Raw genomic sequence first — 19,424 nt, 5'->3', positions numbered from 1 at the left:
CGCGCACCAAGGGCGTCGGGGCGATGAAGAATGGCGGGCATGACCTCCCATCTCAAGATCGATTTCGTTTCCGATGTTTCCTGCCCCTGGTGCGCCGTCGGCCTGGGCTCGCTCGAGGCGGCGCTGCGGCGCGTCGCGCCCGACGTCACGGCGGAACTGCATTTCCAGCCTTTCGAGCTGAACCCGCAGATGCCGCCCGAAGGCCAGGACACCTTCGAGCACCTGAGCCAGAAATACGGCTCCACGCGTGAACAGCAGGCGCAGTCGCGCGAGATGATCCGCCAGCGCGGGGCCGAGGTGGGCTTCGAGTTCAGCCCCGAGGGCCGGCCGCGCATCTACAACACCTTCGACGCCCACCGCCTGCTGCACTGGGCCGAGCTCGAAAGCCCGGCCAGGCAGGCAGCGCTCAAGAAACTGCTCTTGAAGGCCTACTTCACCGACCGCCAGAATCCCTCCGACCACGAGGTGCTGGTGCGCCTGGCCGCTGAAGCCGGGCTCGATGCGGCACGGGCCTGCGAAATCCTTGCGAGCGGCGAGTTCGCCCGCGAAACCCGCGAGCGCGAACGCATGTACACCGATGCCGGCATCCATTCGGTGCCCGCGATCATCATCAACGACCAGCACCTGATCTCGGGCGGCCAGCCGGTCGAGGTGTTCGAGCGGGCCTTGCGCCAGATTGCGGGCGCTGCACCTGCCAGCGTGGCGGTTGCCTGACTTAGCGGGAGCTTAGGCACCGCCTTGCGCGGCGCCGCGAAGGTAAAGTGCGTCAACGCGGAGCGGGGCACGGCGGTTGAGGAAGCGTCCTTGAACCGCCGTCACTCACAGGAGCTCCGAAGATGAAGAAGAAAAGCCTCATCGCCGCATTCGTTCTCATGGCCGCGGCCTCGCTGCCCGCATTGGCTGACGAATACGGCAGGCACCCGTTCTACCTGCACGCCCTGTCCGACCTGCGCACGGCCGCCTGGAAGGTGGAGCACCGCCGCCCCGAAGACGGGCAGGTCTCGCGCGACGAGCAGGTGGTGCTCGACGAGATCCATGCCGCCATCGGTGAGCTGCAGCATGCGGCGTGGCTCGACGGCAAGCCCATCGAATGGCGCGAGCCCACCGATGCCTGGCTGCCGCGCCAGAGCCGCCTGCATGCGGCGGTCGACCTGCTGCGCAAGGTGCGCTCCGATGTGGCGCGCGAAGAAGACGACCCGCGCTCGCGGCCGTTCCAGCAGCGCGGCCTGGCGCATGTCGACGCGGCGCTGGGCACCGCGCAGCATGCCATCGGCGACGTGCGCCGCCACGACCTGCGCACGGAGTGAATGCGGTGGCGGCCGCCGCTTCGCAGTGGTTGTTGTTCTCCCCGCGCCGAGTGCCGATGGCGCTGGCTGCATGCGCGCTGGCGCTGCTCGCGGCTTGCGCGAGCGACCCGGGGGAGCATCGGCCGCTCGTGTCGGTGTCCTTGCCTTCTGCACCCATGAACGAAGCCGCGCGGCTGCGCTGGCTCGACCGCGTCGGCTGGGGTGCCAATGCGAGCAGCGAGGCGCGGCTGGCGCGGCGCGGCCTGCCGCTGTGGATGCGCGACCAGCTCAATCCGCGGCCCGCACCGCTGCCGCCGGCCGCGCAGGCGCAGATCGATGCCATGGCCATTTCGCGCACGCCGCTCGACCAACTCGTCACCGGACTAGACGCGCAGCGCAAGGCCGCTGATGCGCTGCCCGATGAAGACCAGAAGAAAGCCGCGCGCCAAGCCTACCAGCGGCGGCTCAACGAGCTGGCGCGCGAGGCGCAGCAGCGCTTCGTGCTGCGCGCGCTCTATTCGCCCAACCCGCTGCAGGAGCAGATGACGTGGTTCTGGATGAACCACTTCAACGTCAACCTGCGCAAGGACAACATCCGCGCGATGGTGGGCGACTACGAAGAGAACGCGATTCGCCCGCATGCGCTTGGCAGGTTCCGCGACCTGCTCGGCGCCACGCTGCACCACCCCGCGATGCTGCGCTACCTGGACAACGCGCAGAACGCCGCCAACCGCATCAACGAGAACTACGCGCGCGAGCTGATGGAGCTGCACACCATGGGCGTGGGCGGCGGCTATTCGCAAGCCGACGTGCAGGAGCTGGCGCGCGTGCTCACCGGCGTGGGCGTGAGCTACCAGCCGCTCGATGCGCCGCCGCCCAATGTGCGGCCGGCCCTTCGCGCCGACTACGTGCGCCGTGGCCTGTTCGAGTTCAATCCCAACCGGCACGACTACGGGCCGAAGACGCTGCTGGGCCAGCCCATCCAGAGCCGCGGGTTGGCCGAGGCCGACGAGGCGCTCGACCGGCTGGCGCGCGCGCCGGCCACCGCGCGCTTCATCTCGCGCAAGCTCGCCGTGTACTTCGTCTCCGACGATCCGCCGCAGGCATTGGTCGAGCGCATGGCGGCGGCCTTCACGCGCAGCGACGGCAACATCGCCGTCACACTCAAGGCGATGTTCGAGTCGCCCGAGTTCGCCGCCTCGCTCGGGCGCAAGTTCCGCGACCCGGTGCACTACGTGATCGCCGGCGTGCGGCTTGCGTACGACGAGCGCGTGGTGACGAACGTGGGTCCGATGCTCGGCTGGATCAACCGCATGGGCGAGCCGCTGTACGGCCATGAGACGCCCGACGGCTATCCGCTCAACGAAGCGGCCTGGGCCAGCGCGGGGCAGATGAACACGCGCTTCGAGATCGCGCGCGCCATCGGTGCGAACGGCGCCGTGCTGTTCCGCACGGACGACAAGGCGCCGCTCGAGAAACCCGCATTCCCGCCGCTGGCCGATTCGCACGCGGTGCGCGCGATGCAGGCGGGCCTGGGCGCGGACACGCGCGAGGCGCTCGCGCAGGCGAAGAACCCGCAGGAGTGGAACACCTTCCTGCTGGCGTCGCCGGAGCTGATGCGCCGCTGATGATGAGAAAAGGACACACCGCCATGCAACGCCGGGAACTGTTCAAGCTCATGGCCGCCGTTCCGTTCGCGGGCGCCGCCGGCCGGCTGATGGCCGCGCCCGCAGCCGAAGGTGCCAAGCTGCTGGTGGTGTTCCTGCGCGGCGCCTACGACTGCGCCAGCCTGCTCGTGCCCACGGGCAGCGACTTCTACTACGCCTCGCGCCCCAACATCGCCATCGCCCGGCCCGGCATGCCCGGCGGCGCGCTGTCGCTGGACGGCAACTGGGGCCTGCACCCCGCGCTGGCACAAAGCGTGATGCCGATGTTCGAGCAGAAGCAGGCCTCCTTCATCGCCTTCGCCGGCACCGACGACCTCACGCGCAGCCACTTCGAGACGCAGGACTCGATCGAACTGGGCCAGGCGCTCGACAAGCGCCGCGACTACGGCTCGGGCTTTCTCAACCGCCTGGCCTCCGTGCTCGGTGCCGGGCCGCTGGCCGGCGTGTCGCCCATGGCGTTCACCAACCAGCTGCCGATCGCGATGCGCGGCAGCGCCAAGGCCGCCAACATGGCGCTCGCGGGCAGCGCGCGTCCCTCGATCGATGCGCGCCAGAGCGAGGTGATTTCGGCGATGTACCGCAACACGGCGCTGGCACGGCCGGTGGCCGAGGGCTTTCAGGTGCGCGACGAGGTGGTGCGCGCCATGCAGGCCGAGATGGACGCGGCCAGCCGCGATGCCATGACGGCCAAGGGCTTCGAACTCGTCGCGCGCCGCATGGCGCGGCTCATGCGCGAGCGCTTCGATATCGGCTTCGTCGACGTCGGCGGCTGGGACACGCACGTGGGGCAGGGCGGCGCCACCGGCTACCTCGCCAACCGTTTCGAGGAACTGGGCCGCGGCGTCGCCGGCTTCGCGCAGGAGATGGGCGACGACGCCTGGCGCCAGACCGTGGTCGTGGTCATCAGCGAGTTCGGCCGCACCTTCCGCGAGAACGGCAACCGCGGCACCGACCACGGGCATGGCAGCGTGTACTGGGTGCTCGGCGGCGGCCTCTCGGCGCAGGCCGGCGGGCGCATCGTGGGCGAGCAGCAGGAGGTGGCGCAGGCCACGCTGTTCCAGAACCGCGACTACCCGGTGCTCAACGAATACCGCGCGGTGTTCGGCGGGCTGTTCAGGCGCATGTACGGCCTCTCGCCGGCACAGCTTGCGCGGGTGTTCGAGGGAGTGGCGCCGAAGGATCTGCAGCTGGTCTAGCTGTCCGGCGCACCGGGCGTCCAGGAGCCGCCGAGAATCGGTGCATGCCCCACGCCGTCTCCTTCCTTCGCGCTGCGCGCCTGGCGCGAAGCGCCAAACCCTTTCTGGCCCGTGGTGGCTTCAAGCGCGAGCGCTGCGCGGGCTGCCGCCTGGTGCCCAGCCATTGCATGTGCGCCGTGCGCCCTTCAGTGGGAACGCGCGCGGGGGTGTGCCTGCTCATGGCCGACATCGAGCCGCTCAAGCCCACCAACACGGGGTGGCTGGTCGCCGACGTGGTGGCCGACACCTTCGCTTTCGGCTGGGCCCGCACCGAAACCGATCCCGCGCTGCTGGCGCTGCTGGACGATCCGCAATGGCAGCCCTACGTGGTGTTCCCGGGGCAATATGCGGCGCCCGAGCGCGTCGTCCTGGCCGTTCCGGCGCCTGGAGCGGACGGCAGCGGCATTTCGAAACGCCCGCTCTTCATCCTGTTCGACGCGACATGGGCCGAGGCACGCAAGATGTTCCGCAGAAGCCCTTACCTCGACCGGCTGCCGGTGCTGAGCCTGCAGCCGGAGCGGATCACGCAATACAGGCTGCGCAACTCCGGCCGCGACGACCACTTCTGCACCAGCGAGGTGGCCGCGATGTGCATGAGCCTGGCGGGCGAGCCTGTTGCCGAACAGACGCTGGAGGCGTACCTGGCGGTGTTCACGCACCACTATCTGCATGCGAAGAACCAGCAGCCCATTGCCTGGGACGATGCGGCGCATCGGCGGCTGCGCGAGCTGTCCGCCCGGCCGCCGGCCTGATGCCGTCGGTCTGGCGTTCGGCATACTCTCGGTGCGCCAATCTTCGGAGGTTCATATGCCGCCACAACCGTCCATCGCCAAGACCGCACCGCAAGCCGCATGGGGTCCCATTGCGCTCGCGCGCCTTCTGCACGGCGTGGTGGCGCTGGCCGCAGCCGGGGGAATCGGGCTCGAGCTGAGCGCGGCGATCAGCGGCGGCCCCGGCATCGCGCCCACGCATCTCGAGCGCTTCGTGCGGCTGTTCAGCTACTTCACCATCGATTCGAACCTGCTCATCGGCGGTGTCTGCGCGCTGCTCGCCTTTCGTCCCGCGCACGACGGGCAGCTGTTCCGGGTGCTGCGGCTCACGGCGGTGCTCTGCATCGCGGTCACGGGCATCGTGTTCCACACGGTGCTCACGGGGTTGCGCGAGCTCACGCCCTCGGGGCAGCTCGCCAACTTCCTGCTGCACACGGCGGCGCCGGTCTTCGCGGTGCTCGGCTGGTTCCTGGTGGGCCCACGGCCGCGCACCGGCCGCGGCACCATCGCGTGGGCGGTGCTGCTGCCGCTCGCGTGGATCGCCTACACCTTCGTGCGCGGCGCATTCACCGGCTGGTATCCGTATCCGTTCATGGACGTGGGCACACTGGGACTGGCACGCGCAACGCTCAATTCGGCTTTCGTTGCCGCCGTCTTCCTCGTGATGGCCATCGGCCTGCGCCTGCTCGAGAAGCAGCTTCCCGCCGCGCCTGCCGGCTGAGCGCAGGGGCTTTGGGCTTCGCCGCAGAATAGGTGCTGGCATGCGCGCCACATTCAAAAGGAACATCCACCAATGACCACCTCATTGCAGCAACTCCTCGGCATCGAGCTGCCGCTGATCCAGGCACCCATGGCGGGCGTGCAGGGCAGCGCCATGGCCGTTGCGGTCAGCAACGCAGGCGGGCTCGGCTCGCTGCCCTGCGCCATGCTGAATGCCGACGCCATGCGCAGCGAGCTCGCCGCCATCCGCGCCGGCACCGGCAAGCCCTTCAACGTCAACTTCTTCTGCCACACGCCGCCGGAGGCGAGCGCCGAGCGTGAGGCGGCATGGCGCAGCGCGCTGGCGCCGTACTACGCCGAGTTCGGCATCGATGCCGCGAGCATCCCCACCGGCCCGGGGCGCAATCCGTTCAGCGCCGAGGTGGCCGGCCTGCTGGCCGAGTTCCGTCCTGCTGTGGTGAGCTTTCATTTCGGGCTGCCTTCGGAGGCACTGATGGCGCAGGTGCGCGGCTGGGGCGCGAAGGTGCTGGCCTCGGCCACCACGGTCGACGAGGCGCTGTGGCTCGAAGCGCATGGCGTCGATGCGGTCATTGCGCAGGGGCTGGAAGCCGGCGGCCATCGCGGCCATTTCCTGTCGCACGACCTGACGATGCAGCTCGGCACCTTTGCGCTGCTGCCGCAGCTGGTGCATGCCGTGAAGGTGCCGGTGATCGCGGCCGGCGGCATTGCCGATGCGAACGGCGTGGCCGCCGCCATGGCGCTGGGTGCCGCGGGCGTACAGGTGGGCACGGCCTACCTGCTGGCGTCCGAAGCCACCACCAGCGCCGTGCACCGCGCGGCACTGAAGAGCGATGCCGCGCGCCACACGGCGTTGACCAATCTCTTCACGGGCCGGCCCGCGCGCGGCATCGTCAACCGCGTGATGCGCGAACTGGGCCCGATCGGCCCGGCGGCGCCCGAGTTTCCGCTGGCCACCTCGGGCATTGCGCCGCTGCGCGCCAAGGCCGAGGCGCAGGGCAGCGGCGATTTTTCTCCGCTGTGGTCGGGACAGAACGCCACCGGCTGCCGCGAGCTGCCGGCCGCCGAGATCACGCGCGCATTGGCGCAAGGTTTTCAATCTCTTACGGCCTGACTTCATGACGCAACTCCACCTGCCTTTCAAGTTTCTCGAGCAGGCCGCGGGGCCGAACGTGCGCGAGCCCTGGCTGCTGGTGCTGATGCACGGCGTCGGCAGCAACGAGCAGGACCTGTTCGGCCTGGCGCGGCTCATGCCGCCGCAGTTCCACGTGCTGAGCCTGCGCGCGCCCTATGTGCTGTCGCCCGATGCCTATGCGTGGTTCGAGTTCCAGGTGCTGGCCGATGGCGAGCGGCGCATCAACGAGGCGCAGGAGCGCGAAAGCCGCTTCCTGGTGGGCGAGATGGTGGCCTCGGCGTCGCAGCAACTCGGCGTACCGCCCGAGCGCGTGGTGGTCGGCGGCTTCAGCCAGGGCGGCATCATGGCGCTGTCGCTGCTGCTGACACAGCCCGAGAAAGTGCGCGCCGCGATGGTGTGGCACGGCCGGCTGCTGCCGCAGGCGGCGGCGCACATCGCGGCGCCCGAGGCTTTCGAGGGCAAGGCGCTGTGGGTGAGCCACGGCAGCGCCGACAACGTGATTCCGCCAGGCGCTGCGCAGGCCACGCGCGAACTCGCACGCGGCCTGCCGCTGGCCTTGTCGGGCGCCGATTTTCCGGGCGGCCACGAGATCCGCCCGGCCGAGTTGCAGGGCGCGCTGGCTTGGCTGCAGTCGCTCGGTTCGGCGGCGGGCTCGTCCTAGCGGGCGAACTTTCTCGCCGCGGGCGCGTCACAGGGCGTTACGGGACGAAGCCGCGGCCGGGCGCCATCTGGTGCACCATAGCCGCTCGTCTCCCCTTGCAATCCTCGAAAAAGGAACCGCAGACATGTCCGACCGAGACATCCCCGAAATTCCCGACGCGCACGATTCGCGCGATGCGCCCGCGTACAGGCCGCGGCGCGAGACCTCGACCGGCACCATCATCGTCATCGTGCTGCTGGCGATCGCGGCCGGATTCCTCGGCTGGCGCTGGTACCAGCAGCAACAGCCGCTGCCGGTCGAACCGCCGGTGGCCGCCGCCCCGAACGACGGGATTGCGCCCGCACCGCCCCCCGCCCTGCCCGAATCCCCGGAACCGCAGAATCCCATCGACGCGATCGCGCTGCCCGAATCGGGCTTGCCCAAGGTCGCCGATTCCGATTCGCGCGTGATGAAGGCGCTCGTCGACCTGATGGGCAGCAAGAACGTGGCGGACTTCCTGCAGTTCGAAGGCATCGTGCGCCGCTTCGTGGCCACGGTCGACAACCTCGCGCGCGAACAGTCGCCCGCGAGCACCTGGCCGGTGCAGCCGACGAAGCAGCGCTTCACCACCCAGGGAAAGGGCGAGAAGGAGACCATTTCGCCCACCAATGCCGCGCGCTACAACCCCATCGTGATGGTGGCCGAGTCGATCGATCCGGCCAAGGCGGCCAAGGTGTATGCGTGGCTCTATCCGCTGTTCCAGCAGGCTTATGAAGAACTCGGCTATCCGGGGCGCTATTTCAACGACCGGCTCGTTGCCGTGATCGACCATCTGCTGCAGGCGCCCGAGCCCGCCGGCCCGGTGCCGGTGCGCCTCGTCGAGGTGAAGGGCAACGTGCCGTCGCAGCGGCCCTGGGTGCGCTACGAGTACGCCGATCCGCAGCTCGAATCGCTCTCGTCGGGCCAGAAGATCATGGTGCGCGTGGGGCTGGAGAACGAGCGCAAGCTCAAGGCCAGCCTGCGCGGCTTCCGCGAGCAGATCGCCACGGGCGAGCTGATGAAAAAGAAAGCGCAGCAGCAGCGCTGACCGGGTGCGCCGTGTAGGCGCGGGCCGATTGCATGCGGCCCGGATGCCGGGGATGATTCGCGGGATCCCAAGATTTCGAGGACACCCGTATGAACCTGATGAGCGTCGACCTCTACCAGAGTGCCACCGATCCCGAGAAATTCCTGGCGCTTCCCGCGGGCACCGACCCCGCCGAGCTCATGGGTCCGATGACCTTCGACCGCGATTTCGCGCATGTCAGGTGCTACAGGGAAGGCTTCGAATTCGATCCATCCGAAAGCTACGCGGGCGTCAACGCCGCAAAGATCGCCGCGGACATCCTCACCGTGAAGTGGGCGATGTACCGCCGCGAAGCCTGAGCGGCTTTTTTCAGGCCTCTTCGGTTTCCTTGTAGTCGCCCACCGGCACGCAGCTGCAGAACAGGTTGCGGTCGCCATAGACGTTGTCGACGCGGCCGATCGGCGGCCAGTACTTGGCCAGCTTGAGTTCGGCCAGCGGAAACGCGCCGAGTTCGCGCGAATAGGGATGCGGCCACTCCGTTCCGAGCAGGCTGGCCGCGGTGTGCGGCGCGTGCTTGAGCGGGTTGTCGTCCTTCGGCCAGACGCCTTCCTCGACACGGCGGATCTCGCCGCGGATCGCGATCATCGCGTCGATGAAGCGGTCGAGCTCGGCCAGTGGCTCGCTCTCGGTGGGTTCCACCATCAGCGTGCCGGGCACCGGGAAGCTCAGCGTGGGCGCATGGAAGCCGTAGTCGATCAGCCGCTTGGCCACGTCCTCGGCGGTGACGCCGCTGCTGTCCTTGAGCGGGCGCAGGTCGAGGATGCACTCGTGCGCGACGTGGCCATTGGGGCTCGCGTACAGCGTGGGGTAGTGGTCCTTGAGGCGCGCGCTGATGTAGTTGGCGCTCAGGATCGCGATTTCGGTCGCGGCCTGCAGGCCCTTGGCGCCCATCATGCGGCAATACATCCAGCTGATCGGCAGCACGGCCGCATTGCCGAGCGGCGCCGCCGAGACGGCGCCCACGCCGTTGGATGCCACGCCGGCCGTCGCATGGCCAGGCAGGTAGGGCACGAGGTCTTCCACCACGCACACGGGGCCCACGCCCGGGCCGCCGCCGCCGTGCGGAATGCAGAAGGTCTTGTGCAGGTTCAGGTGGCTCACGTCGCCGCCGAACTCGCCCGGTGCGGCCACGCCGACCAGCGCATTCATGTTGGCGCCATCGACGTACACGCGGCCGCCGTGCTCGTGCACCAGTTCGCAGAGCTCCTTCACCCGGGTTTCGAACACGCCGTGCGTGCTCGGGTAGGTGATCATCACGGCCGCGAGCTTGTCGCTGTGCTTCTCGCAGGCGCGCTTCAGGTCGTCCATGTCGACGTTGCCCTGCGCGTCGCAGGCCGTCACCACCACCTGCAGGCCCACCATCTGTGCGCTCGCGGGGTTGGTGCCGTGCGCCGACGAAGGAATGAGGCAGATGTTGCGGTGCCCCTGGCCGTTGGCCTCATGGAAGGAGCGGATGGCCAGCAGGCCCGCGTATTCGCCCTGCGAGCCCGCGTTGGGCTGCAGGCTGATGCCGGCGTAGCCGGTGGCTTCGCAGAGCCAGGCGCGCAACTGCGCGTCGAGCTGGGCGTAGCCCACCAGCTGCTCGGCCGGCGCAAAGGGATGGATGTTCGCGAACTCGGGCCAGGTGATCGGGATCATCTCGCTGGTCGCGTTGAGCTTCATGGTGCAGCTGCCGAGCGGGATCATGCTGCGGTCGAGCGCCAGGTCCTTGTCCGACAGGCTGCGGATGTAGCGCAGCATCGCGGTTTCGCTCTTGTGGGTGTTGAACACCGGGTGCGTGAGAAAGGCGCTGGTGCGGCGCAGGTCCTCGGGCAGGCGCGGCACTGCGTTGGCCAGGTCGTCGAAGCGCGGCATCGGCGTGCCGGTGGGCACGAACAGGGCCCAGAGCGTCTCGATGTCGGCGCGCGTGGTGGTCTCGTCGAGCGAAATGCCCAGGTGCTGCTGCAGCCGCTGGCGCAGGTTGACGCCGGCGGCCTGGGCGCGCTCGATGATCTTGGGCGTGTCGTCGCCGGTGCGGATGGTCAGCGAATCGAAGGCGGTGCCGTTGACCGGCTCGCGGCCCATCTGCGCGAGGCCTTGCGCGAGGATGGCCGTGAGCGCGGCCACGCGCTGCGCGATGCGCGTGAGGCCGTCGGGGCCGTGGTACACGGCGTACATGCTGGCCACCACGGCCGGCAGCACCTGCGCGGTGCAGATGTTGGAGGTCGCCTTCTCGCGGCGGATGTGCTGCTCGCGCGTCTGCAGTGCAAGGCGGTAGGCGGGCTGGCCGTGGGTGTCGACGCTCACGCCGACCAGGCGGCCCGGCAGCGAGCGCTTGAATTCGTCGCGGCAGGCCAGGTAGGCCGCGTGCGGGCCGCCGTTGCACATCGGCATGCCGAAGCGCTGCGTGGTGCCGCAGACGATGTCGGCGTCCCATTCGCCGGGCGGCGCGAGCAAGGTGAGCGCCAGCAGGTCGGCGGCCACGCAGAAGGCGGCGTCGCACTGGTGCGCATGGCCCGCGAGCGGACGCAGGTCGTGCACATGGCCGGTGGTGGCGGGGTACTGCGCAAGCACGCCGAAGAACTCGCCGCTCACCATCAGGTGCGGCAGCGTCTCGGAGACAGTGCTCACCTTCACCTCGATGCCCAGCGGCGCGGCGCGCGTCCTGATGACCTCGATGGTCTGCGGATGGCAGTCGCCCGACACCAGGAACACGTTGCTCTTGCTTTTCACGCTGCGCTTGGCGAGCGTCATCGCCTCGGCCGCCGCCGTGGCTTCGTCGAGCATCGAGGCATTGGCGATGGCCATGCCCGTGAGGTCGCACACCATGGTCTGGAAGTTGAGCAGGGCTTCCATGCGGCCCTGCGAAATCTCGGCCTGGTAGGGCGTGTAGGCCGTGTACCAGGCGGGGTTCTCGAGCACGTTGCGCAGGATGACGCCCGGCGTGTGCGTGCCGTAGTAGCCCTGGCCGATGAAGCTCCTGAAGACCTTGTTCTTTGCCGCGATCGCCTTCAGTTCGGCCAGCGCATCGGCCTCCGTCGCGGGCGCCGGCAGCCGCATCGGCTTGGCGCGGCGGATGGCCGCGGGCACGATGCCGTCGATGAGTTCGGCACGCGTTTCCGAGCCGATCACCGGCAGCATGCGCGCCTCGTCCGCCGCATCGATGCCGATGTGGCGGGCGAGAAACTCTTCGGCGTTCTCCAGTTGTTGCAAAGAGGGAAGGGCGGGAATCGGCATGGCGGGTGAAGGCTCGGGAATGAGGAAAAAGGCGGCTTGCGAATTCGGCGGATCAGGACTCGGCAGCGAACTTGTCGTAGCTGGCGGCGTCGAGCAGCGCGTCGAGCTGCGCGGGTTCGCTGAGCTTGACCTTGAAGAACCAGCCGGCGGCCAACGGGTCGGTGTTGGCGAGCGAGGGATCGGCGCGCAGGGCTTCGTTCACTTCGGTGATCTCGCCCGACACGGGCATGAACACATCGGCCGCGGCCTTGACCGATTCGACGACACCGGCCACCTCGCCCTGGGCAAAGCTCTTGCCGACTTCGGGCAGGTCGACAAAGACCACGTCGCCGAGCGCGTCCTGCGCATGCACGGTGATGCCGACGGTGGCTGCGCTGCCTTCGGCCGAGACCCATTCGTGGTCCTTGGTGTACTTGATGCTCATGGTGGAAAACTCCTCGTGGAAAAAAATGATGATCGGGGGCGCAGCGCCTAGCCGCGGTAGTAGCGGGTGGGCACGAAAGGCAGCGTCGAGACTTCCATCGGCACCGGCTTGCCGCGCACGATGGCCTGCACGCGCGTGCCGGGCTCGGAAAACGCGGTGGCCACGTAGCCCATGGCGATCGGGCGGTCGGCCGTCGGGCCGAGCAGGCCGCTCGTGACAAAGCCGATGTCCTTGCCTTCGAAGGATTGCAGCATGGTGCCGTCGCGCACCGGAATGCGTTCCAGCGCCACAAGGCCGACGCGCTTGCGCTTCAGCGTGTCGTGGTCGGTGTGGCCCGCGGCGCCGGCCGTGGCGGCGGCGAGCTGGGCCAGCACCCTGGCCGCGCCCGGAAAGCCGCCTTCGCGCGCGCCGCCCGTGCGGCGCACCTTCTGGATCGCCCAGTTGAGCGAGGCTTCGATTGGCGTGGTGGTGGTGTCGATGTCGTTGCCGTAGAGGCACAGCCCGGCTTCCAGCCGCAGCGAATTGCGCGCGCCCAGGCCGATGGGCTTGACCTCGGGCTGGGCCAGCAGGAGGCGGGCGAGGGCGTCGGCATTCTGGCCGGCCACCGAGATCTCGAAGCCGTCTTCGCCGGTGTAGCCGCTGCGCGTGGCAAAGGCCGGAATGCCGCCGATCTGCACCGCGCCGCCGGTCATGAAGACGAAGCGCTCGATGCCGGGCGACAGCCGCGCCAGCACCACGGCCGCCTGCGGCCCCTGCAGCGCGAGCAGCGCGTGGTCGGGCATGGGCTGCACATCGCAGCGTGCGCCGATCTTCTGCTGGATGTGGGCGATGTCCGCCACCTTGCAGGCGCCGTTCACGATCACGAAGATCGAGCCGTGGCCCTCGTTGAAGAACATCAGGTCGTCGAGGATGCCGCCCTGGTCGTTCAGCAGCAGGCCGTAGCGCTGCTTGCCGGGCGCGAGGTCGATCACGTCGACCGGCATCAGGGTTTCAAAGGCGGCCGCGGCGTCCGGGCAGACCAGGCGCAGCTGGCCCATGTGCGAGATGTCGAACAGACCGGCCGCGTCGCGCGTGTGCCTGTGCTCGGCCATGAGGCCGGCGGGGTATTGCACCGGCATCGAATAGCCCGCAAACGGCACCATGCGGGCGCCGAGCTCCACGTGCAGGTCGTACAGCGGGGTCTTCAGGAGTTGTTCGGCGGAAGAGGAGTCGGAGGAAGCAGCCACGGGGCACTCCAAAGGGGCAGACGAATTCCATGGCGCGAGCCATGGGCCACCCCTGCTGTCCGCTTTACCTGAGAGATTCGCCCCACGATCGGGGTTTGCTCCTTCGGTGGGCCGGTGCATGGTTTGGGATGCAGCGGCCTCTCTCCAGCAAGGAAGCGCCGGCATGCGCCAGCGCTGTGTCAGTCCTTTTGCCTGAGCGTTCGGGAAACCCCTGCGCCTTCGGCGGCCCCGGCTGGCGGGGCTCTCTCCTGACCATAGGAGTGTAGTGGATCGCGGCCGCCCGGTCTGCGGCTCAGTGCACGGTCTCGGCCGGCGGCAGCAGCCGGTCGATGCGCTCGCGCAGCGATTCGGCCCGCTCGGCGCCGGCGGCTTTCTCGACCTCGGTGAGCATCAGTGCGGCAATGGTCAGCATGGCGCCGCGGTCGCGCGCCTCGCGCAGGGCGTCGCGCATCTGCAGCGCGAACTTGGGGTCGCGGCGCACGAACATGCGCTCGCAGATGTCGAACAGGAACATGCGCGTGGTGGCCAGGGAGCGCTTGCCGTCGAAGTTGTCGGCCGAGGTGGCGAGCCGGATCGGGTCGGCCGCGGGTACCGGGGCGGGCGGCTGCGCCACGGCTTGCGCCGCCGTGGCAGCAAGCGCCTGCGCGTCCTGCAGATAGCCTTGGCGCATCAGCGCCTGGATCGCCTGCTCGGCTTCGGTGCGGCTGGCGAAAAGCGGGCTGAAATCGGTCAGCGAACGCCGGCCGTCGGCCATCAGCAGCAAGGCGCGCTCGCGCTGGCTCAGCGTGCGCTCGCGGCCTTGGAGTTCGTCGCGTGCCTTGTCGGTCTTGGTGGGAAACATGGCGCCACAGCTTTGGGGATCGAGGGCTGAAGCATCGTTGCAAGCGGTGACATCTTCATGAAACGTTTGCCTTACAGGGAAACCGCCGCACAAAAAAAAGCAGCCTGCGAACAGGCTGCCGTTTCTTCTTTTTCGCCTTGTTTCCGCTATTTGGCGTACGCCAGGTCGCGCAGCGCGAGCGATATCCACGGCACGTAGGTGATCACCATCAGGCAGGCCAGGATCACGAGCACGAAGGGCACCAGGTATTTCACGATCCGGTCGAGCGAGATGCGCGCCACCGTGCAGGCCGCGAACAGGTTCACGCCGAAAGGCGGGGTGATCATGCCGAGCGCCAGGTTCACCACCATGATCAGCCCGAAGTGCACCGGGTCGATGCCGAAGTGCACCGCCACCGGCGCAAGGATGGGCGCGAGCACGATGATGGCCGCGCTGGTCTCGATGAACATGCCGATGACGAACAGCGCCGCGTTCACGCCCAGCAGGAACATCGCGGGCGACTTCAGCACTTCCTGCAGCCAGTGGCCGATGGCGTCGGGCACCCCTGCACGCGTGATCAGGAACGCGAACAGGCCCGCGTTGGCGATGATGAACATGATCACCGCCGACGACAGCACCGACTTGCGCAGGATGACGTACAGGTCCGTGGGCTTGATCTCGCGGTAGATTCCCACGCCCACCACCAGCGCATAGAGCACCGCCACGGCCGAGGCTTCGGTGGGCGTGAAGATGCCGCCGTAGATGCCGCCCAGGATGATGACGGGCATCAGCAGCGCCCAGCCGGCCTGCCACGTCGCCTTGAAGAAAGGCATGCGGCCGTCGCCGTCGTTCTTGCCCCAGCCCTTCCACTTGCAGAAGGCCCAGACGAACAGCATCAGCGCCAGGCTGATCAGGATGCCCGGCCCGAAGCCCGCAATGAACAGCTCGCCGATCGACACCTCGGCGCTCACGCCGTAGAGGATCAGGGGAATGGAGGGCGGGATGATCACGCCGAGCTCGGCGCTCGTGGCCTGCAGCGCGGCCGCGTACGCGGTGGGATAGCCGTGCTTGATGAGCGCCGGAATCAGGATCGCGCCAATGGCGAAGGTGGTGGCCACCGACGAGCCCGACACCGCCGCGAAGATCATGCAGGTGAGCACGCAGGTCATCGGCAGGCCGCCCTGCACGCCGCCCACGATGCTCTTGGCAAACTCGACCAGCCGCCGCGAGATGCCGCCGGTTTCCATCAGGTTGCCGGCCAGGATGAAGAACGGAATCGCGGCCAGCGGAAACTTGTTGATCGAATTGAACATCTCCTTCACGGAGATCAGCATGTTGACGTTGGCCACCTGGATACCCAGGATCGAGGCCAGGCCGATCGATACGGCCACCGAAACCGACAGTGCAAAACACAGCACCATCGTTGCAACCATCACGGGCGTCATTGCGCGGTCTCCAGTTCGAGCCGCTTGGGATCGAGAAAATTGCCAACAATGCCAAAAAGGCAGAAAACCGAGCCGACCGGCAGCGCCAGGTACGACCACATCATCGACAGGCTTTCGAGCCCGGCCATCGACTGCACGCGGCCACGCATCGCGTAGTCCCAGCCCCACCAGAGAATGACCAGCATCAGTGCCAGCGCCGCAATGCTGACCACCGCGTCGAGCACGCGCTTGATGCGCGGCGGGCTCCAGCGGTAGAGCACGTCCACGCTCACCATCGCGCCTTGGCGGAAGGCCATCGGGATGCCGAGGAACACCATCCAGATCAGGCTCACGCGGATCAGGATCTCGCTCCATTCGGCGGGCTGCTCCAGCACGAAGCGCGTGACGATCTGGAACACGCCCAGGCCCGAGGCGATGACCAGCATCACGCAGGCCGCGATCATCGAGACGCCGGTGGTCCAGCGCTCGATGCCGAGAAATTTTTCTTTCATCTGCAATCGTGATTGTTGAAAACAAAAAAGCCCGTCAGATGCAACTGAACGGGCGGGTGATGCTACCTAAAAGATAGCATCGGGGGATCACTTGAAGTTGCGGATCTTGTCGAGGTTGGCCTTGCCGAAATCCTTTTCGAACTGGGCATTCACCGGCGACAGCGCTGCGACGAACCTGGCCTTGTCGACGTTGTCGATCACGGTCATGCCCTTGGCGCGCAGGTCGGCCACGCCCTTGGCGTCGTCTTCGTCCACGCGCGCACGGTTGGCCTTGGTGGCTTCCTTGGCTGCTTCGAGGAAGGCCTGCTTGTCGGCCGCGCTGAGCTTGTCGAACGACGCCTTGTTCATCAGGAAGATGCACGGCGAATAGACGTGGCCCGTGAGCGACAGGTGCTTTTGCACCTGGTCGAACTTGGCCGCGATGATGACCGACAGCGGGTTTTCCTGGCCGTCGACCGTGCCCTGCTGCAGGGCGGTGAACACTTCGGGGAAGGCCATCGGCGTGGTGACGATGCCGAAGGTCTTGTAGGCCGCGATGTGCACCGGGTTTTCCATGGTGCGCATCTTCAGGCCCTTGAGGTCTTCGGGGCCCTTCACGTCGCGCTTGCTGTTGGTCATGTGGCGGAAGCCGTTCTCGGCCCAGGCCAGCGCCTTGAAACCCTTGGCGTCGAACTTGGTCAGGAGCTCCTGGCCGATCGGGCCGTCGAGCACGGCGCGGGCGTGGGCCTTGTCGCGGAACAGGAAGGGCACGTCGAGGATCTTGGTCTCAGGCACGAAGTTGGGCACCGGGCCGGTCGAGGACAGCGCCAGTTCCTGGGTGCCGAGCTGCACGGCCTCGATCGATTCGCGCTCGCCGCCGAGCGAGCCGTTGTAGAAGGTCTGGACCTTGTAGCGGCCCGCGGTGCGCTTCTCGACTTCCTTGGCAAAGACGTCGATCGCGACGCCCTGGTGCGAGTTCTGCGCGGTGGAAATGCTGATCTTCATGGTGGTCTGCGCGAAGGCGGCGCAGGCCATGCCCAGGCCCAGAACCAGGCCGGCGGCCAGTCGGGTCAATTTCATTGTGTAGTCTCCAGAGAAAAGAAGTCGCGAAGAAGGGAAAAGGAGGGGAACTCCGCGGGCAGCCGTCGACTATGCCGTAACCGAAAGCTTCACCGCGTCGGGATTTTCACGGACGTAATCGCGAATAACCGCTTCGAAGCTGGCATCGGCCGAAAGCCCCAGGCGGCTGGCGCGAACGGTTTCGATGCGCCCGGGCCAGGTTTTCACGATGCGCTGGATGGCCGGATCGGGCGTGCGGTCGAGCAGGGCGGTGGCGGCCTTGCCGGCCACGCGCTCGAGTGCCGCGGCCATTTCGCCCACGGTGGTGGAAAGCGAGGGCAGGTTGAGCGCGGTGCGCGGGCCCCATTCGGCATCGCTTGCCTGGGCGGCGCGAATGATGCCTTCGACCGTGCGCGCGGGCGACGCAATGGCCACCGGCGTCTCGTCGGGCACTGGGCAGGCGGCGCGGATGCCCGCGAGCGGCTCGCGGATCATGCCGCTGAAAAAGCCCGAGGCCGCGCCGTTGGGCCGGCCGGGGCGCACGCTCACCGTCATCAGGCGCACGCTGCGCCCGCGCACGAAGCCCTTGCGCGTGTAGTCGGCCATCAGCTGTTCGCCGATGAATTTCTGGATGCCGTAGCTGGTCTGCGGCGTCGGCAGCGTGTGGTCTTCGATCAGCGGCGGCAGCGGCTGCTCGGGCGAATCGCCAAACACCGCGAGCGAGCTGGCAAACACCAAGAGCGGCCGGGTGCCCACGGCGCGGGCCTTTTCGAGCAGCGCGTGCGTGGCGGCAAAGTTGCTGCGCATGCCCAGGTCGAAATCGGCCTCGCATTCGCCGCTGACTGCGGCGGCCAGGTGAAAGATGGCGTCGGCCTCGGTCCAGGGCGAGGCGTCGGGCGAGGCCAGCTGTTCGTTCAGGTCGCCGAGCGCAGTAGCAATGCGCGGGTCGGCCGCAAGGTCGGCCGGCGGCGCGGCCCGGTCGACCAGCGTGATGCGGGAAATGGTGCGTGCCGGCGCACCGGCCAGCGAAAGCTCGCCCTGCTTCAGCAGGGTGCGGGCAAGGCGTGCGCCCAGGAAGCCGGCGCCGCCCGTGATGACGATCTGCATGGTGGTCTTGTCTCCTTCGCCAACGAGCATAGCGCAGCGGAATGCGCGGCTCAGGCGACACTTGCACGATGAACCTGCGATTCGTCGAAGCCTTCCACTGGGCTGTGGCGCTCAAGAGCGTCACCCGTGCGGCCGAGAAGCTGCACCTCACGCAGTCGGCGCTGTCCAGCCGCATCGCCGCGCTCGAGCGCGAGCTGGGCGTGCTGCTGCTCGACCGGCGCGACAAGCAGTTCCGCCTCACGGTGGCGGGGCAGCGCTTCCATGCCTTCGCGCAGAAGCTGCTCGAGATGCAGATGCACATCAAGGCCGAGATGGGTTCGGGCACGGTGCGCGAGGCCGTGCTGCGCGTGGGCGCCATCGAATCGGTGGTGCACAGCTGGCTCACCGGCTGGCTCAAGCACATGCAGGCCACGCACCCTGATTTCGAACTGGAGCTCACCGTCGAAACCACGCCGGTGCTGGTCGACCAGCTGCAGCGCGGCAAGCAGGACCTGGTGTTTGCCGCGCTGCCGGCCACCGGCGACGGCGTGCGCACGCGGGCCGTGCCACCGATGCCCATGTGCTTCGTCGGCCACCGCGAGCTGCACCTGAAGCGGCGCTACCGCCTGCCGGACCTGCTCTCGCTCGACCTGCTGACCTTCCAGCGCGGCTCGCAGCCGCACGTGGCGCTGCTCGAGCTGTTCCGCGAGGCCGGCAGCCCGCCGCCGCGCGTGCATGCGATCTCGTCGATCTCGGCGATGGCGCAGCTGGTGGAGGCGGGCTTCGGCGTGGCCGCGCTGCCGCGCGCGGTGGTCGAGCCGCTGGCGCGGCGCCTGCCGCTGCGCGTGCTGCCTTGCGATGTGACGCTGGAGCCGCTGCCCATCTATGCGAGCTACCGCGACGACCCGTCGTCGCCGCTGCCCGAGGCCGCGCTCGGCTCCGCCGTGGTGCACGCGTCGCACCGCATGGGGTCATCGAAAAAATCGATGACTTGAGCGAGAAACTTTGCGTTGGCGTTCGTGAGCGCGGATTCCCACAATCCGGCGCATCACACCACAGCGATGCCCCGGGCATCGGAAAC

Annotated in this window: 19 protein-coding genes and 2 riboswitches; of the genes, 11 read left to right on the top strand and 8 right to left on the bottom strand. The window is 68.1% G+C overall.

Going from position 1 to position 19,424, the window contains the following annotated elements; translation table 11 throughout:
• The first annotated feature begins 30 nt into the window (after positions 1–30).
• The 10 genes from RZE77_RS17390 (at position 31) to RZE77_RS17345 (ending at position 8,896) form a co-directional block, all read left to right on the top strand.
• The gene (locus RZE77_RS17390) at positions 31–714 is read left to right on the top strand and encodes a DsbA family oxidoreductase (RefSeq protein WP_319438527.1); all 684 of its coding nucleotides are present in this window, start codon (positions 31–33) and stop codon (positions 712–714) included.
• Between the two features lie 122 nt (positions 715–836).
• Complete coding sequence (locus tag RZE77_RS17385) at positions 837–1,307, top strand: hypothetical protein (RefSeq protein ID WP_319438526.1); 471 nt, start codon at positions 837–839, stop codon at positions 1,305–1,307.
• 56 nt (positions 1,308–1,363) lie between these two features.
• Positions 1,364–2,914: a DUF1800 domain-containing protein gene (locus tag RZE77_RS17380; protein WP_319438525.1), complete on the top strand. Its 1,551-nt coding sequence runs from the start codon at positions 1,364–1,366 to the stop codon at positions 2,912–2,914.
• Positions 2,915–2,937: 23 nt separating this feature from the next.
• Entirely contained in the window at positions 2,938–4,149 is a 1,212-nt protein-coding gene (locus RZE77_RS17375) for a DUF1501 domain-containing protein (RefSeq protein WP_319438524.1), read from the top strand.
• A 44-nt stretch (positions 4,150–4,193) separates the two neighbouring features.
• Positions 4,194–4,940 carry a tRNA-uridine aminocarboxypropyltransferase gene (locus RZE77_RS17370; RefSeq protein WP_319438523.1) on the top strand — a complete coding sequence of 249 codons (747 nt, stop codon included), beginning with the start codon at positions 4,194–4,196 and terminating at the stop codon, positions 4,938–4,940.
• A 55-nt stretch (positions 4,941–4,995) separates the two neighbouring features.
• Positions 4,996–5,679: a Pr6Pr family membrane protein gene (locus RZE77_RS17365; RefSeq protein ID WP_319438522.1), complete on the top strand. Its 684-nt coding sequence runs from the start codon at positions 4,996–4,998 to the stop codon at positions 5,677–5,679.
• A gap of 72 nt (positions 5,680–5,751) precedes the next feature.
• Positions 5,752–6,810 (top strand): NAD(P)H-dependent flavin oxidoreductase, encoded by a 1,059-nt coding sequence (locus tag RZE77_RS17360; RefSeq protein ID WP_319438521.1) that lies wholly within the window; start codon positions 5,752–5,754, stop codon positions 6,808–6,810.
• Between the two features lie 4 nt (positions 6,811–6,814).
• Positions 6,815–7,492, top strand: a complete 678-nt coding sequence (locus RZE77_RS17355) for an alpha/beta hydrolase (protein ID WP_319438520.1) — start codon at positions 6,815–6,817, stop codon at positions 7,490–7,492.
• Between the two features lie 124 nt (positions 7,493–7,616).
• On the top strand, positions 7,617–8,558 hold the full coding sequence (locus RZE77_RS17350; protein ID WP_319438519.1) for a DUF3014 domain-containing protein: 942 nt from the start codon (positions 7,617–7,619) through the stop codon (positions 8,556–8,558).
• Between the two features lie 89 nt (positions 8,559–8,647).
• Positions 8,648–8,896, top strand: a complete 249-nt coding sequence (locus tag RZE77_RS17345) for a hypothetical protein (protein ID WP_319426625.1) — start codon at positions 8,648–8,650, stop codon at positions 8,894–8,896.
• A 10-nt stretch (positions 8,897–8,906) separates the two neighbouring features.
• On the opposite strand, the gene gcvP is transcribed toward RZE77_RS17345, so the two are convergent.
• The 8 genes from gcvP to denD all read right to left on the bottom strand — a co-directional run bounded on the left by gcvP (position 8,907) and on the right by denD (position 18,364).
• Positions 8,907–11,813: an aminomethyl-transferring glycine dehydrogenase gene (gene gcvP / locus RZE77_RS17340; protein WP_319438518.1), complete on the bottom strand. Its 2,907-nt coding sequence runs from the start codon at positions 11,811–11,813 to the stop codon at positions 8,907–8,909.
• Positions 11,814–11,865: 52 nt separating this feature from the next.
• Complete coding sequence (gene gcvH, locus RZE77_RS17335) at positions 11,866–12,237, bottom strand: glycine cleavage system protein GcvH (protein ID WP_018905600.1); 372 nt, start codon at positions 12,235–12,237, stop codon at positions 11,866–11,868.
• 47 nt (positions 12,238–12,284) lie between these two features.
• Positions 12,285–13,463, bottom strand: coding sequence for a glycine cleavage system aminomethyltransferase GcvT (gcvT, locus tag RZE77_RS17330; protein WP_319438517.1), 1,179 nt, complete (start codon positions 13,461–13,463; stop codon positions 12,285–12,287).
• Positions 13,464–13,508: 45 nt separating this feature from the next.
• Positions 13,509–13,621: riboswitch (glycine riboswitch) on the bottom strand.
• Positions 13,622–13,633: 12 nt separating this feature from the next.
• Positions 13,634–13,724, bottom strand: a riboswitch (glycine riboswitch).
• A gap of 31 nt (positions 13,725–13,755) precedes the next feature.
• Positions 13,756–14,304 (bottom strand): hypothetical protein, encoded by a 549-nt coding sequence (locus RZE77_RS17325; protein ID WP_319438516.1) that lies wholly within the window; start codon positions 14,302–14,304, stop codon positions 13,756–13,758.
• Between the two features lie 146 nt (positions 14,305–14,450).
• Positions 14,451–15,728 (bottom strand): TRAP transporter large permease, encoded by a 1,278-nt coding sequence (locus RZE77_RS17320; protein WP_319438515.1) that lies wholly within the window; start codon positions 15,726–15,728, stop codon positions 14,451–14,453.
• Positions 15,725–16,219: a TRAP transporter small permease gene (locus RZE77_RS17315; protein ID WP_319438514.1), complete on the bottom strand. Its 495-nt coding sequence runs from the start codon at positions 16,217–16,219 to the stop codon at positions 15,725–15,727. Before RZE77_RS17315 ends, RZE77_RS17320 begins: the two co-directional genes overlap by 4 nt.
• Positions 16,220–16,306: 87 nt before the next feature.
• On the bottom strand, positions 16,307–17,278 hold the full coding sequence (locus RZE77_RS17310) for a TRAP transporter substrate-binding protein (protein WP_319438513.1): 972 nt from the start codon (positions 17,276–17,278) through the stop codon (positions 16,307–16,309).
• A gap of 69 nt (positions 17,279–17,347) precedes the next feature.
• The gene (denD, locus tag RZE77_RS17305) at positions 17,348–18,364 is read right to left on the bottom strand and encodes a D-erythronate dehydrogenase (RefSeq protein WP_319438512.1); all 1,017 of its coding nucleotides are present in this window, start codon (positions 18,362–18,364) and stop codon (positions 17,348–17,350) included.
• Between the two features lie 68 nt (positions 18,365–18,432).
• Here denD and RZE77_RS17300 point away from each other — a divergent pair, with 68 nt between their 5' ends.
• Entirely contained in the window at positions 18,433–19,338 is a 906-nt protein-coding gene (locus tag RZE77_RS17300) for a LysR family transcriptional regulator (protein ID WP_319438511.1), read from the top strand.
• Positions 19,339–19,424: the final 86 nt, after the last annotated feature.

Source organism: Variovorax sp. SPNA7 (genome assembly GCF_033807855.1).
In the GTDB taxonomy this organism is placed as follows: domain Bacteria; phylum Pseudomonadota; class Gammaproteobacteria; order Burkholderiales; family Burkholderiaceae_C; genus Variovorax; species Variovorax beijingensis.
The sequence above is the reverse complement of the archived record's forward strand: the minus strand, read 5'-3'. Positions and strand labels throughout refer to the sequence as shown.